The sequence below is a fragment of the Bradyrhizobium sp. F1.4.3 genome (assembly GCF_040548375.1).
In the GTDB taxonomy this organism is placed as follows: Bacteria; Pseudomonadota; Alphaproteobacteria; order Rhizobiales; family Xanthobacteraceae; genus Bradyrhizobium.
Map to the genome: position 1 here is coordinate 36,076 of NZ_JBEPRN010000006.1, position 13,458 is coordinate 49,533.

The 13,458-nt window shown below is 64.6% G+C and carries 10 protein-coding genes; 3 read left to right on the forward strand and 7 right to left on the reverse strand.

Annotation, left to right across the window (positions count from 1 at the left end; all coding sequences use genetic code 11):
• Positions 1-93: 93 nt before the first annotated feature.
• The 7 genes from ABIB73_RS18515 to ABIB73_RS18545 all read right to left on the reverse strand — a co-directional run bounded on the left by ABIB73_RS18515 (position 94) and on the right by ABIB73_RS18545 (position 8,241).
• On the reverse strand, positions 94-1,611 hold the full coding sequence (locus tag ABIB73_RS18515; protein ID WP_354226018.1) for a tripartite tricarboxylate transporter permease: 1,518 nt from the start codon (positions 1,609-1,611) through the stop codon (positions 94-96).
• An 11-nt stretch (positions 1,612-1,622) separates the two neighbouring features.
• A complete protein-coding gene (locus ABIB73_RS18520; RefSeq protein ID WP_354226020.1) occupies positions 1,623-2,165 on the reverse strand; it encodes a tripartite tricarboxylate transporter TctB family protein in 543 nt (180 codons plus the stop codon).
• A gap of 165 nt (positions 2,166-2,330) precedes the next feature.
• On the reverse strand, positions 2,331-3,305 hold the full coding sequence (locus ABIB73_RS18525) for a Bug family tripartite tricarboxylate transporter substrate binding protein (protein WP_354226022.1): 975 nt from the start codon (positions 3,303-3,305) through the stop codon (positions 2,331-2,333).
• Between the two features lie 243 nt (positions 3,306-3,548).
• Positions 3,549-4,346, reverse strand: coding sequence for an enoyl-CoA hydratase/isomerase family protein (locus ABIB73_RS18530; protein WP_354226024.1), 798 nt, complete (start codon positions 4,344-4,346; stop codon positions 3,549-3,551).
• A 31-nt stretch (positions 4,347-4,377) separates the two neighbouring features.
• Positions 4,378-5,577, reverse strand: coding sequence for a pyridoxal-phosphate-dependent aminotransferase family protein (locus ABIB73_RS18535; protein ID WP_354226026.1), 1,200 nt, complete (start codon positions 5,575-5,577; stop codon positions 4,378-4,380).
• A gap of 125 nt (positions 5,578-5,702) precedes the next feature.
• Positions 5,703-6,986: an MFS transporter gene (locus ABIB73_RS18540; protein WP_354226028.1), complete on the reverse strand. Its 1,284-nt coding sequence runs from the start codon at positions 6,984-6,986 to the stop codon at positions 5,703-5,705.
• Between the two features lie 52 nt (positions 6,987-7,038).
• Positions 7,039-8,241 (reverse strand): pyridoxal-phosphate-dependent aminotransferase family protein, encoded by a 1,203-nt coding sequence (locus ABIB73_RS18545; RefSeq protein WP_502918439.1) that lies wholly within the window; start codon positions 8,239-8,241, stop codon positions 7,039-7,041.
• 133 nt (positions 8,242-8,374) lie between these two features.
• Between ABIB73_RS18545 and ABIB73_RS18550 the strand changes: the two genes are divergently transcribed.
• The 3 genes from ABIB73_RS18550 (at position 8,375) to ABIB73_RS18560 (ending at position 12,615) form a co-directional block, all read left to right on the forward strand.
• A complete protein-coding gene (locus ABIB73_RS18550) occupies positions 8,375-9,112 on the forward strand; it encodes a GntR family transcriptional regulator (protein WP_354226032.1) in 738 nt (245 codons plus the stop codon).
• A 106-nt stretch (positions 9,113-9,218) separates the two neighbouring features.
• On the forward strand, positions 9,219-12,194 hold the full coding sequence (locus tag ABIB73_RS18555; RefSeq protein WP_354226034.1) for an FAD-binding and (Fe-S)-binding domain-containing protein: 2,976 nt from the start codon (positions 9,219-9,221) through the stop codon (positions 12,192-12,194).
• The gene (locus ABIB73_RS18560) at positions 12,187-12,615 is read left to right on the forward strand and encodes a GlcG/HbpS family heme-binding protein (protein WP_354226036.1); all 429 of its coding nucleotides are present in this window, start codon (positions 12,187-12,189) and stop codon (positions 12,613-12,615) included. The genes ABIB73_RS18555 and ABIB73_RS18560 overlap by 8 nt, the downstream gene beginning before the upstream one ends.
• Positions 12,616-13,458: the final 843 nt, after the last annotated feature.

Below are 13,458 nucleotides of genomic sequence, written 5' to 3' on the forward strand. Positions count from 1 at the left end.
CTCCAACGAAAAGCCCGGCACAGGCCACGCTTTGCTTCTTGTTGGACGCCTCTGTTGGTCTCAGTACATCGCGACCACGGGCCAGCGAATTTGCTAGTTCGGTGCCGGCTTCGCCCGCTGCGTCCATCCGACGCGGGTGAGCAGGCCGTCGATCACCGGCCAAAACAGCAGCACGATCGCCAGCGTCGTAATCGATCCGACCAGGCCGTTGGACCAGAACACCTTGAGGTCGCCTCCGGAGCCAATCATCGACAGGCGGAAGGCATCTTCGGCGCGGTTGCCGAGCACTAGCGCCAGGGTGAACGGCGCAAGCGGTATGCCGATCTTCTTGAAGACGTAGCCGACGACGCCAAAGCCCAACATCAGCCAGATGTCGAACATCGCGTTCTGGATCGCATAGGCGCCGATCGCGCAGGACACCACGATCATCGGCGCCACTGCGGCAAACGGCACGCGCAGGATCGAGGCGAAGATCGGCACCGTCGTCAGCACCAGCACGAGGCCGACGACGTTGCCGAGATACATCGAGGCGATCAGGCCCCAGACGAAATCCTTGTGCTCGATGAACAGCAGCGGACCAGGATTGAGCCCCCACACCATCAAGCCGCCGAGCAGGATCGCGGCGGTGCCGGAGCCGGGAATGCCGAGTGCCAGCATCGGCAAGAGCGCCGCGGTGCCGGAGGCGTGCGCAGCGGTCTCCGGCGCGAACACGCCTTCGATGCGGCCCTTGCCAAAGCTCTCCGGATCCTTGGAAAAGCGCTTGGCGAGGTTGTAGCCCATGAAGGACGCCGCGATCGCGCCGCCCGGCGTAATGCCGAGCCAGCAGCCGATGAAGGAGGAGCGCAGCAGCGTCACCCAGTATTTCGGCAGGTCCTTCCAGACGCTCAACACCACGCGCAGCGAGATGCTCGCCGCATGACCGCGTAGCGCGAGGCGCTCCTCCATGGTCAGCAGGATCTCGCTGATGCCGAACAGGCCGATCACGGCGACCAGGAAGTTGATGCCGCGCAGAAGCTCCGCGGAGCCGAAGGTCATGCGCAACTGGCCCGACACCGTGTCCATGCCGACGCCGGCGAGCAGCAGCCCCAGCGACATCGAGATGACCGTCTTGTGCTTGGCCTCACGCCCGAGGCCGACGAAGGAGCAGAAGGTCAACAGATAGACCGCAAAGAACTCGGGCGGGCCGAACTTCAGCGCAAAGGACGAGATCATCGGCGCGAGGAAGGTGATCAGGAGCACCGCGACCAGCGAGCCGATGAAGGAAGACGTGAACGCCGCGGTCAGCGCTTCGGCCGCCCTGCCCTGTTGCGCCATCGGATAGCCGTCGAAGGTGGTCGCGACCGACCAGGCCTCGCCGGGAATGTTGAACAGGATCGAGGTGATCGCGCCGCCGAACAGCGCGCCCCAATAGATGCAGGACAGCATCACGATCGCCGAGGTCGGATCCATCGTGAAGGTCAGCGGCAGCAGGATCGCGACGCCGTTGGGGCCGCCGAGCCCCGGCAGCACGCCGACGAAGATGCCGAGCACCAGCCCGACCATCATTAGCACGAGCGTCTTCCACGTCAGCAGGACGGCGAAGCCGTGCAGCAAGAGACCGAAAGCTTCCATCGCGGGCCCGCCTAGTAGCCGAAGGCCGCTTCGAGCGGTCCCTTCGGCATGATGACGTCGAAGGCGATGTCGAAGGTGACGAACATGATCGCCGTGAACAGGAAGGCCGTGAGCAGCGACTTCCACAGCGCGATCTTGCCGACCAGCCGCATGAAGCCTGCGATCAGGAGAAAGCTCGCGACATAGAGCCCGAGGAACTGCGTCACCAGACAGAACAGCAGCGTCGGCACGAACACCGCCATCACGCGGCGGGCTTGCGCGCGTGTGACGAAGGTCTCGGGCACAGCACGACGCGCGAGGAATGCGGTAACCAGGCCATAGAGGCTGCCGCCGCCGAGGATGATGGAAAGATAGAACGGGAAATAGCCGGGCTCCGGCCCGGTCGAATCCCAGGAGGCGCCGGTGCGCCAATTGTCGTAGCCGAGGATTGCGGCCAGCGCGAGCAGCAGGAAGCAGACGACGATCTCGACCGTGCCGGCGCTCGCCACGGCGGGCGAGTCCTCTTCAGGCGCGGTCGGATCGTCGACGACGATTTCAAGATCAGTTTGGGACATGCTCTGTCAGGGACGGAGTGCGGTCAATTCTCCCTCGCCCCGCTTGCGGGGAGAGGGTTGGGGTGAGGGGGGTCTCCGCGGGGACGGTGAGCATTGGACACGCGGAGAGCGCCCCTCACCCCAACCCTCTCCCCGTAAGAACGGGGCGAGGAAGAAGAAGAGAGTCTACTTCGCGACGAATCCGGCTTCCGTCATCAGCGACTTGTTGGTCGCATCGTCCTCCTCGAGGAACTGCACCATGTCCTTGCCGGTGAGGAAGATCGGCTTCAACGCCTGCTTTTCCATGTAATCCTTGTATTCGGCAGTCTGCGTCACCTTGTGGAACAGCTCGACATAGAAGGCCTGCTGCTCCGGCGTGACCTTGCCGGGCAGGAACATCGCACGCAGCATCAGATACTGGACGTCGACGCCCTCCTCCTTGCAGGTCGGGATGTCGGCCCAGGACTGCGTGTCCGTCACCTTGCTGGTGTAGGAGATGCGCTCCTTGTCGAACACGCAGAGCGGACGCACCTGCCCCGCACGCCAGACTTCGAGATTTTCGGATGGATTGTTGACGTTGGATTCGGTGTGGTTGCCGACGAGCTGGGTCGCGGCCTCACCGCCGGACTTGTAGGGCAGATAGGAGAATTTCGCGCCGGTCTTTTGCTCGAGGAAGACGGTCAGCACGTGATCCTCGCGCTTGGAGCCGGTACCGCCCATCTTGAACGGCGAGGATGCCGCCTTCGCGGCCTCGACGAATTCCTTCACCGTCTTGGGACCGGCGCTGTTGTCCCACAGCACGAACTGGTCGAGCGCAATCACCGAGACCGGGGTCAGCTCGCGCCAGTTGAACGGAATCTTGGCCGACAGCGGCAGCATGTAGATCAGCGAATAGGCGATCAGCACCTTGTTCGGATCGCCCTCGCTGGACTTCATGTACATCAGCGCTTCGGCCCCCGAGGCACCGCCCTTGAGCGAGACCACAATCGGCTGCTTCATCAGATTGTTCTTCTGGATCGCGGCCTGCATCATCCGCGCCATCTGATCGGAGGCGCCGCCTGCGCCCGCCGCCACCACGATCTCGACGGGTTTCGTCGGCTCCCAGCCGGCAAATGCCGGCGCAGCCCAAAGTACGGCCGCCAGCGTGATCGCGGCCTTCATTCCATGTCCCACGCGCGTCTTCCCCAAATTCTTGCCTAGTTCTTGTTCGGATTGGCAATTCGTGAAGTAAAGGCGAATTGCATTGTGCGGGCGAACGCCGGCCAGTTCAAGCTGCCCAACGTCGCACCGCTTATGACTTTGGAATGAGAGTGATTGCAAGCACGGCTAGGCCCGCAAAAAAGCGCGGGCCCCTTGCGGAGCCCGCGCGCAGCTCGCAAAGCCGGTGCGGCGAGGCGCTATGCGCTACTTGCCCTTCCAGTTCGGCGTGCGCTTGTTGAGGAAGGCGTCCATGCCCTCACGAAAATCTTCGCTCATATAGGCCTTGAGGATCAGGTCCTCGCCCTCTTCGCGCGACAGCGTGCGGCGGATGCGGCGCACCGCTTCCTTGGTCGTTTCGAGCGTGAGCGGCGCATGGCTCGCGACGAGCTTTGCAGTCTCATCCGCACGGCGCTGGAGCGTCTCGACGTCGGGTACGACCTCGCTGAGCAGGCCGAGCGCAAGCGCTTCCGGCGCCTCGACCAGGCGCGCCTTAAAGATCATGTCCTTGGTGCGCGCAGGTCCCACCAGCGAGACGATGCGGCTGATATTCGACATCGACAGGCAATTGCCGAGCGTGCGCGCGATCGGAAAGCCGATCCGCGTCGCTTCGGTCCCGATCCGGATGTCGCAGCAGGCCGCAATGCCGGCGCCGCCGCCGGTGCAAGCGCCCGCAATCGCGGCGATCACGGGCACGCGGACCATTTCGAGCGTACCGAGCACGCGGTCGATCCGGGCCTCGTATTCGAGCGCGTCCTGCGCGGTTTTGAACGCACGGAACTGAGAAATGTCGGTGCCGGAGGCGAACGCCTTGTCGCCGGCGCCGGTCATGATCAGCGCCTTGATCGAACGATCAGCGTTGATCTCCTGGCAGATCTCCGCCATGCGCTCATACATGGCGAAGGTCAGCGCGTTGCGCGCCTGCGGGCGGTTGAAGGTGAGCCGCGCGATCCCGTCCTGGACGGAGTAGAGCAGGTCTTCGTTGGTCGTCGTCGGTGCGTTCATCGCGCGTTCTCTTCAGTTCAATAACATTGGTTCAGGCCACCTGAGCTTTGGCCATCGGCACCACGTCACGTCCCTTCAAGACGTCCATAGCCGCCAACACGCCACCGCTCCTGTGCGGGATCTTTGCAAGATCCAGGCCCATCTCGACGCCGGCGAGCGTGCCCATCAGCATCAGATCGTTGAAATGGCCGATATGGCCGATGCGGAAAACCTTGCCCTTGACCTTGTTCAGGCCGGTGCCGAGCGACATGTCGAAATTCTCCAGCACCACCTTGCGGAAGGCGTCGGCGTCGTGTCCGTCCGGCACGCGCACACCGGTCAGCGCCGGCGAGTGTGCGGCAGGATCGGCGCACTGCGTCTCCAGGCCCCAGACCTTGACTGCGGCACGTGTCGCCGCACTGTGGCGCTTGTGGCGGGTCCAGACGTTCTCGAGCCCTTCCTCTTCCAGCATCTTGACCGCTTCGCGCAGGCCGTAGAGCAAATTGGTGGCGGGCGTATAGGGAAAGGTGCCGAGCTGGTTGAAGGTGATGACCTCCTGCCAGTCCCAGTAGGAGCGCATGCCGGGGTTGGCCTTCGCAACAGTGAGTGCCTTCTCCGAGACGGCGTTGAAGCCGAGGCCCGGGGGCAGCATCAGGCCCTTCTGCGAGCCCGCGACCGAGACGTCGATGCCCCAGGAATCGTGCTCGTATTCCATCGAGCCGAGGCCGGAGATGGTGTCGACCATCAGCAGCGCCGGATGCTTGACGCGATCGAGCAGCTTGCGCACCTCCAGCGGCGGCGTCACGCAGCCGGTCGAGGTCTCGTTGTGCACGACGCAGACCGCCTTGATCGTGTGCTGCTTGTCGGCGACGAGGCGCTTCTCGATCTCGGCGAGGTCGGCGCCATGGCGCCAGTCGCTCGGGACGAAGTCGACATCGAGCTTGAACTTCTCGGCGATGCCGCGCCACAGCACGGCGAACTGGCCGGTCTCGCACATCAGCACCTTGTCGCCGGGTGAGAAGACGTTGACCATCGCCGCTTCCCAGGCGCCGGTGCCGGACGAGGGGAAAATGATCACGGGCTGCTTGGTGCGGAACACGCGCTGCATTGCGGCAAGCACGCCAAAACCGAGTTCGGCGAACTCCGGGCCGCGATGGTCCAGCGTCGGCATGTCCATCGCCCGCAGCACCCGGTCGGGCACGTTGGTCGGTCCAGGAATCTGGAGAAAATGCCTTCCAGTGTGCACGGTCATCGGCGTCCTTCCCGGTCTTGCCTTGATTTTGATGGCCGCCGAATAGCACCATTTGACCGGCTTGTCCCCTCTCCTTAAGGCGCCTCCCATGCGTAACCGGCGGACCTCTGCCCTGAGGCCGCCCGCTACTCCGCAGCCACCACCGTTCCCGAGGAAACCCGCTCCTCGGCCTCGGCGAACGGGCGCTCGGGATGCATCAGGAAGGCGGAAAAGCCGCCGAGCAGCAACAGCCCCATCGACATCAGAAACGGCAGGTACCAGTTGCCGGTCGCGTCGATCACGAAGCCGGCAACGAGCGGGGACACGATGGCGGCGAAGGCCGAGCCGGTATTCATGAGCCCCGAGGCGGTGCCGGAATATTTCGGGGCGATGTCCATCGGGATCGACCACATTGGGCCGATCACCAGTTCGGCGCAGAAGAAGCCGGCCGACAGGCACAGCGCGACGATCGTGATGTCGTGGACGAACAGGATCGGAAACAGCGAGAGCAGCGCGCCCGTAAATCCCGCAACGGTGACGCTCAGCCGCGCCAGGCGGACATTGCCGGTGCGATCGAGGATCTTGTCCGACAGCACGCCGCCGACACTGTCGCCGACCACACCGGCGAAAAAGACGCCCGAGGCGAACAGCGCGGAGTTCTTGATGTCGAGATTGTAGTTGTTCTTGAAGAACAGCGGCAGCCAGTTGAGGTAGAGCCACAAGCTCCAGCCGTAGCAGAAATAGGTCAGCGTCACCGGCCACATCCGGCCGAACAGCGGGCCCCAGGGCACGCGCGGCCGCTCGCCGGTCGGGCGCGGCGGCAATGCGGCGAGCTCGGCTTCCGTGATGGAGGCATGCTCCTTCGGCTCATTGCGGAAGTACCAGACCCAGATGACGCCCCAAACCAGGCTGACGAAGCCGAGTACGACGAACGCGCCGCGCCAGGTCAGCCAGAGGATCAGGAGCGCGACCACCGGTGGCGTTATCGCATTGCCGAGCCGGGCGAAGGAATGAGTGAGCCCCTGCGCGAAGCCGCGGCGGTTCGCCGGCGTCCAGTATTGCATCGCGCGCGTCGCCGTGGGGAACGTCGCGCCCTCGCCGAAGCCAAGTGCGAAGCGCGCGATGAACAGCGCGGCAAGACCGTGCACGAAGCCGGTCATGATGGTGGCCGCCGCCCAGATCATGCCGCACCAGAACAGCGTCTTGCGCGGCCCGAAACGATCGCCGACCCAGCCGCCGATCACCTGGAACAGCAGATAGGGATAGGCGAAGGCGGAGAAGACGAGGCCAAGCTGGGTGTTCGAGAGGCCGAGTTCCTTCTGGATCTCGCTCGCCGCCGTGCCGATGTTCACCCGGTCGACATAGGTGATGAAATACATCGCGCACAGCATCGCCAGCACGACATGCGTGGCCTTGAACCGAACTCCCATCTCCACCCTCCCTGATCTTTTGTTATGATTGTCGTTGCGTGTCCCGCGCGTTTTAAGTGCCGACGACTTTCAAATGCGGCGATGCATTGCCCTGCGGACGCTGTTCCAGCAGCTTCATCGCGACGTCGACGCCGCCAGAGCGGTGCGGCACGCCGGCAACCGACAGGCCCATCTCCACGCCGGTGAGCGCACCGAGCAACGTCAGCGCGTTGCATTCGCCGAGATGGCCGATGCGGAAGACCTTTCCGGCGACTTTCGACAGGCCCGACCCGAGCGACATGTTGTAATTCTCGAGCACGATCTGACGGAACTGATCGGCATCATGTCCCGGCGGCATCAATACCGCCGTGAGCACCGGCGAGAATTCCGATGGCTCCTGGCAGAGCACCTCGAGGCCCCAATGATTGACGGCGGCGCGCGTTGCGGCAGCTAGCCGCTGATGGCGCGCGAAGACGTTGTCGAGCCCTTCCTCCAGCAGCATCGCGATCGCCTCGCGCAGGCCGTAGAGAAGGTTGGTCGCTGGCGTGTAGGGGAAGAAGCCCTTTGCGTTGGGCTTGAGCATCTCCTCCCAGTCGAAATAGGAGCGCGGCATCTTGTTGGTCTTCGAAGCAGTGCGGGCCTTCTCCGAGATCGCGTTGAAGCCGAGGCCGGGCGGCAGCATGAAACCCTTTTGCGAGCAGCTCACGCTGACATCGACCCTCCACTCGCCGTGGCGGTAGTCGACCGAGCCGAGCGACGAAATGGTGTCGACCATCAACAGCGCCGGATGCGAGGCGCGGTCGATCGCAGCGCGGATCTCGGCGACGCGGCTGGTCGCACCGGTCGAGGTCTCGTTGTGCACGACCATCACCGCCTTGATCGCGCGCGCGGTATCCTCGGTGAGCCTGGCTTCGATCACGGCCGGATCGGCGCCGCGGCGCCAGTCGCCGGGAACGAAGTCGACCTCAATACCGAAGCGGCCCGCCATCTGCCGCCACAGGGTGGCGAAATGGCCGGTCTCGACCATCAGCACCTTGTCGCCCGGCGACAGCGTGTTGACGATCGCGGCCTCCCAGGCGCCCGTCCCCGACGAGGGGAAGATCACGACCGGACCTGCGGTCTGGAAGATTTTCTGGCTGCCTTCGAGCACGGTCCGGCCGAGCTCGCCGAATTCTGCGCTTCGATGGTCGATCACCGGCATGTCCATGGCGCGCAGGACGCGCTCGGGGACCGGGCTCGGGCCCGGAATCTGAAGGAAATGGCGTCCCTGATGCATGAAAACCTCCCTGGCAGCGGATTCTCGCCGGCTCATTTGGCCATTTTGCATTCATTTTTTGTCATTTCAATCAAAATTTGGTATTCGATTGTGGACGTCGACGCGGTCAATTGAGCAAACTACTGTGCTGCAAATGAAATCCACGATTCCCGACACCGGGGTTCCGATCGCCCCGCCGGCCGGCAATGGCGGCGATCGTCAGGAGGCCTCGCTCCATGGCGAGATCCTGCTGCGGCTGCGCGACCACGTCGTGGAAGGCAACATTCCCGACGGTGCGCGCGTTCCCGAACGCCAGCTCTGCGAGATGTTCGGCATCTCCCGCACGCCCTTGCGCGAAGCTCTAAAAGTGCTCGCCGCGGAGGGCCTGATCGAGCTCCTGCCCAACCGCGGCGCGCGGGTGCGCCAGCTCAGCCAGCGCGACCTCGAGGAACTGTTCGACGTCATGGCAGGGCTGGAGAGCCTCGCCGGCCGGCTGGCCTGCGAGGCCATCACCGATGCGGAAATCGCCGCGATCGAGCAGCTGCATTACGAGATGTACGGCCACTATCTGCACCGCGACATGCACGGCTATTTCCAGACCAACCAACGCATCCATGAGAGCATCGTCGCAGCCGCACGCAATGAGACACTGAAGACGGCCTACGGCAACTTTGCCGGCCGGATCCGCCGCGTCCGCTACTCCGCCAATTTCGCTCGCAAGCGACAGCGCTGGGCGGAAGCGATGCGCGAGCACGAGGCCATTCTCGATGCGCTGCGCCGCCGCGCCGGCAGCGAGCTGAGCGACATTCTGTTCCAGCACCTGCGCAACAAGCGGGCGGCGGCGATCGAGCACCTGACCGAGCCCCAGGACCAGGCGCCTGCAGCGCTTTAAGGGGCGGTTGGCTTGCTCATTTTGAATTCATAATATAATCGGTCAGAAACAAGAATGAATAATTCGACCGGGCGGGACGCCTTGTCGGATCAGTCCGGGATCAGGGATGACAAACGCCTCCTCGCTCGAACGGCGCCTGCGCGCGGAAATGACCGGCGACGTCCTGTTCGACGGCTTCAGCCGCGGCCGCTACGCCACCGATGCCTCGTTCTATCAGATCATGCCGGCGGGCGTGGTGGTGCCCAAGACCATGGACGAGGCGCTGCGCGCACTGGCGATTGCGCGCGACGAGGGGGTGAAGGTGACGCCCCGCGGCGGCGGCACCTCGCAATGCGGCCAGACCGTCAATGACGGCCTCGTCGTCGATCTCTCAAAACACCTGAACCGCATCCTGTCACTCGACGTCGCGAACCGCACCTGCGTGGTCGAGCCCGGCATCGTGCTCGATGACCTCAACCGCCAGCTCAAAAAGCACGGCCTGTGGTTTCCGGTCGACGTCTCTACGGCTTCGCGCGCCACCATCGGCGGCATGGCCGGCAACAATTCCTGCGGCGGCCGTTCGCTGCGCTACGGCACCATGCGCGACAACACGCTGTCGATGGAAGCAGCCCTCGCGGACGGCACGCTGAACCGCTTCGGCGAGGTGTCGCGCGATCTCTCCGACGTCGATGCAAGCAACAACGCCCGCGCCCTGTTCCGCGACATGCTCGACCTCGGCGCGCGCGAGGCCGAGGAGATCGCCGCGCGCTTCCCAAAGGTGCAGCGCCGCGTCGGCGGCTACAATCTCGATGCGCTGGTGCCGCGCAACGCGCCCAACAACATGGCGCATCTGCTGGTCGGCTCCGAAGGCACACTGGCCTTCACCACCAAGGTCGAGCTGAAGCTGTGGCCCGTCATCCGCAACAAGGCGCTGGGCGTCTGCCACTTCGGCAGCTTCTACGAGGCCATGGATGCGGCTCAGCATCTCGTAAAACTCAAGCCGATCGCCGTCGAGCTGGTCGACCGCACCATGATCGCGCTCGGCCGCGACATCGCGATGTTCCGCCCCATTATCTCGGCCGCGATCAAGGGCGATCCGGATGCGGTGCTGGTGGTCGAGTTCGCCGAGGAGGACCAGGCGGACAATCTTCTGCGCCTCAAGCAGCTCGGCGAGCTGATGGGCGATCTCGGCTTCGGCTGGAATAACGACCAGCGCAAATGGGGCGGCGTGGTCGAGATTACCGAGCCCGCGCTTCAGGGCGGCATCGCCGATTTCCGCGCCGCCGGCCTCAACGTCATGATGTCGATGAAGCAGGAAGGCAAGCCGGTCTCCTTCGTCGAGGACTGCGCCGTGCCGCTGCCGCATCTCGCCGACTACACCGCGCGATTGAGCGAGGTTTTTGCCAAGCACGGCACCAGCGGCACGATGTATGCCCACGCCTCCGAGGGCTGCCTGCATGTGCGCCCCGTGCTGAACTTGAAGCTGGAGAAGGACGTCAAGGCGATGCGGGCCATTGCGGAGGAAGCCTTCGCGATGGTGCGTGAATACAAGGGCTCGCATTCCGGCGAGCATGGCGACGGCCTGGTGCGCTCCGAGTTTCACACCACGATGTTCGGCGAGCGTCTCGTCGCCGACTTCAAAGAGGTGAAGCAGCGCTTTGATCCCGAAGGCGTCCTCAACCCCGGCAAGATTGTCGATGCGCCGAAAATGGACGATCGCTCGCTGTTCCGCTACCGGCCGGATTATCGCGTCACTGAGCTGAAGACGAAGCTCGACTGGTCAGCTTATCCCGGCGCTGGCGGCGGTTTCCAGGGCGCGGTCGAGATGTGCAACAACAACGGCGCCTGCCGCAAGCTCGAGGGCGGCGTGATGTGCCCGTCCTTCCGCGCGACGCGGAACGAGAAGGACGTCACGCGCGGCCGCGCCAACACGCTGCGGCTGGCGATCTCCGGCCAGCTCGGCGCGGGCGCGCTTTCCTCCGACGAGATGATGGAGACGCTGAAACTCTGCGTCTCCTGCAAGGCCTGCCGCCACGAATGCCCGACCGGCGTCGACATCGCTAAGATGAAGATCGAAGTGCTCGCCGCGCGCGCAGCCTCACACGGCCTGACACTGCGCGACCGCCTGGTCGGCTATCTCCCGCGCTATGCCGGCCTCGCGTCGCGCTTTGCGCCGCTGGCGAATTTGCGCAATCACAGCCCGCTGCTGCGAAAGCTGTTCGAGCGTTTTGCCGGCATCAGCGCGCGCCGCGCTCTCCCCGCGTTCCGTAACGACGTCTTTGTGCCGCCCGCCGATAGCATTGGGCCGGAGACCGGCCGCGAGGTTGTGCTGTTCGCCGACACCTTTAACCGCATCTACGAACGTGAAAATCTCGACGACGCGTTGCGCGTACTCTCCGCCGGCGGCTATCGCGTGCATCTGCCGAAGCCTGCGGGCGGCAGCCGGCCGCTGTGCTGCGGTCGCACCTTCCTGTCGGCCGGCCTCGTCGACGAAGCCAGATCCGAGCTCGACCGGCTGGTGGCAGCTTTCGCGCCCTTTGCCGCACGCGGCGTGCCGATTGTGGGCCTCGAGCCAAGCTGCCTGTTGACGCTGCGCGACGAGCTTGCCTCGCTGCGCAAGGACAACGACGCCAAAGCGGTCGGCGCGCACGCCCTGACCTTCGAGGAATTTCTGGTGCATGAGGCGGAAGCCGGCCGGCTGCAACTGCCGCTCGGCGCCGTCGCCGACAAGGCGATGGTCCACGGCCATTGCCACCAAAAATCCTTCGGCGCTTTCAAGCCGGTCGAGCAGGTGCTGCGCCTTGTCCCCGGCCTCAAGGTCGAGACCATCGAGTCGAGCTGCTGCGGCATGGCGGGCGCCTTCGGTTACGGCACAGACACCTACGATGCCTCGATTGAGATGGCCGAGCTGTCGCTGCTGCCTGCCGTGCGGCGCGCAGACAAGGCGACGCTGGTCGTCGCCGACGGCACCTCCTGCCGCCACCAGATCCACGACGGTACGCAGCGCGAGGCCCTTCACGTCGCGCGCGTGCTGGCGATGAGCCTCGATCGCGCCGAAACCAATTCCACTTCTCCCCCTGAAAAGGAAACCAGCCATGGCTGAACTCACGCTCGACACCGCTCGCAAGATCCTCGACGCCGCCTTCGTGAAGGCCACCGAACTCAAGCTCAAGCCGCTCGTCGTCACCATCCTGGACGCGCGCGGCGTCCTCAAGCTCGCCGCGGCACAGGACGGCACCAGCCTGATGCGCGCCGAGATCGCCCACGGCAAGGCCTATGGCGCGCTCGCACTGGGCATGGGTTCGCGCGCGCTATACCAGCGCGCCCAGGAGCAGGCCTATTTCATCGACGCCGTGAACACCATCGCGAGGGGCGCGCTGGTGCCGGTCCCCGGCGGCGTGCTGATCATGGACGGCACCACCCTGCTCGGCGCCGTCGGCGTCTCCGGCGACACCTCCGACAATGACGAAGCCTGCGCGGTGGCCGGCATCCAGGCGGCGGGGCTGAAGGCCAACGCGGGGTGACGGCTTCGTAGGGTGGGTTAGCGAAGCGTAACCCACCTCTTCAGCCTCCGCCGGAACGGAAGCGGTGAGTTACGCCTTCGGCTAACCCACCCTACGCACCAGCGCTTGCGTTGCCCGTCGGGCAAAACACGCCAGCCCTCGGTCAACCGCCCCTCGCCAAAATATTCGTCTTTACAGAATTTTCGATTTGCCGCATCCTGCCGCCATCCTGATCCGGGAAAAGGGGCGGTCGTACGTCGTCACGAGCCGCGGATCGGGCTGCGGTGGACGCGGGAAGCGTCGGGCACGAGACGCGGGAGCAGGGCGGGATGAACCCCGTGAGATCCCGGCGGCGTGCGGACGAACGGCGCTCGAAGCGTACGGCAAAACGTGTGGTCCTGGCCGTCGTTGCTACGGTCAAGCCTTTGCGGAGGCGGCGTTGCTTCAACCGGGGCGGTGTCCGTGAATTTCGCAGATGTGACGGAGGCAAGACCGAATTCGTCTCCGGGGAGAGCGCGCATAAGCCGTCAAACCACTGCGCAGGGAAGGCCGGATGTTTCGGCTGCCCTGTGTCTCTCCTGTGCCTTGCGTGTGCAACGTTCTCGCACGGGAGTTTGCGGGTGCCAGCCGGCACCCGGCCTTCCCTGCGCCCTCTTTTGCGAGAGGGCGTGACGAGCAGGGCAAAACTCGGGCGAAATGAGCCGCGAGAACGCGAAGGCGTGTCTGCTGCTTGAGAGTTGAATATGGATAGGTCGTCCTACGCTCTCGTGCCCCGGACGCGGCGCAGCGCTTCTTCAGCGGTGCGCTGCAGAGCCGGGGCCCATCTCGCCGAGTGTGCCGCGCCGCCTTCTGGATCCCGGCTCT

Excerpts from the sequence above, each read along its gene's own strand:
- ABIB73_RS18525 (WP_354226022.1), bottom strand. The coding sequence starts at position 3,305 with ATGAAGGCCGCGATCACGCTGGCGGCCGTACTTTGGGCTGCGCCGGCA.
- ABIB73_RS18520 (WP_354226020.1), bottom strand. The coding sequence starts at position 2,165 with ATGTCCCAAACTGATCTTGAAATCGTCGTCGACGATCCGACCGCGCCT.
- ABIB73_RS18530 (WP_354226024.1), bottom strand. The coding sequence starts at position 4,346 with ATGAACGCACCGACGACGACCAACGAAGACCTGCTCTACTCCGTCCAG.
- ABIB73_RS18555 (WP_354226034.1), top strand. The coding sequence starts at position 9,219 with ATGACAAACGCCTCCTCGCTCGAACGGCGCCTGCGCGCGGAAATGACC.
- ABIB73_RS18535 (WP_354226026.1), bottom strand. The coding sequence starts at position 5,577 with ATGACCGTGCACACTGGAAGGCATTTTCTCCAGATTCCTGGACCGACC.
- ABIB73_RS18560 (WP_354226036.1), top strand. The coding sequence starts at position 12,187 with ATGGCTGAACTCACGCTCGACACCGCTCGCAAGATCCTCGACGCCGCC.
- ABIB73_RS18540 (WP_354226028.1), bottom strand. The coding sequence starts at position 6,986 with ATGGGAGTTCGGTTCAAGGCCACGCATGTCGTGCTGGCGATGCTGTGC.
- ABIB73_RS18550 (WP_354226032.1), top strand. The coding sequence starts at position 8,375 with ATGAAATCCACGATTCCCGACACCGGGGTTCCGATCGCCCCGCCGGCC.
- ABIB73_RS18545 (WP_502918439.1), bottom strand. The coding sequence starts at position 8,241 with ATGCATCAGGGACGCCATTTCCTTCAGATTCCGGGCCCGAGCCCGGTC.
- ABIB73_RS18515 (WP_354226018.1), bottom strand. The coding sequence starts at position 1,611 with ATGGAAGCTTTCGGTCTCTTGCTGCACGGCTTCGCCGTCCTGCTGACG.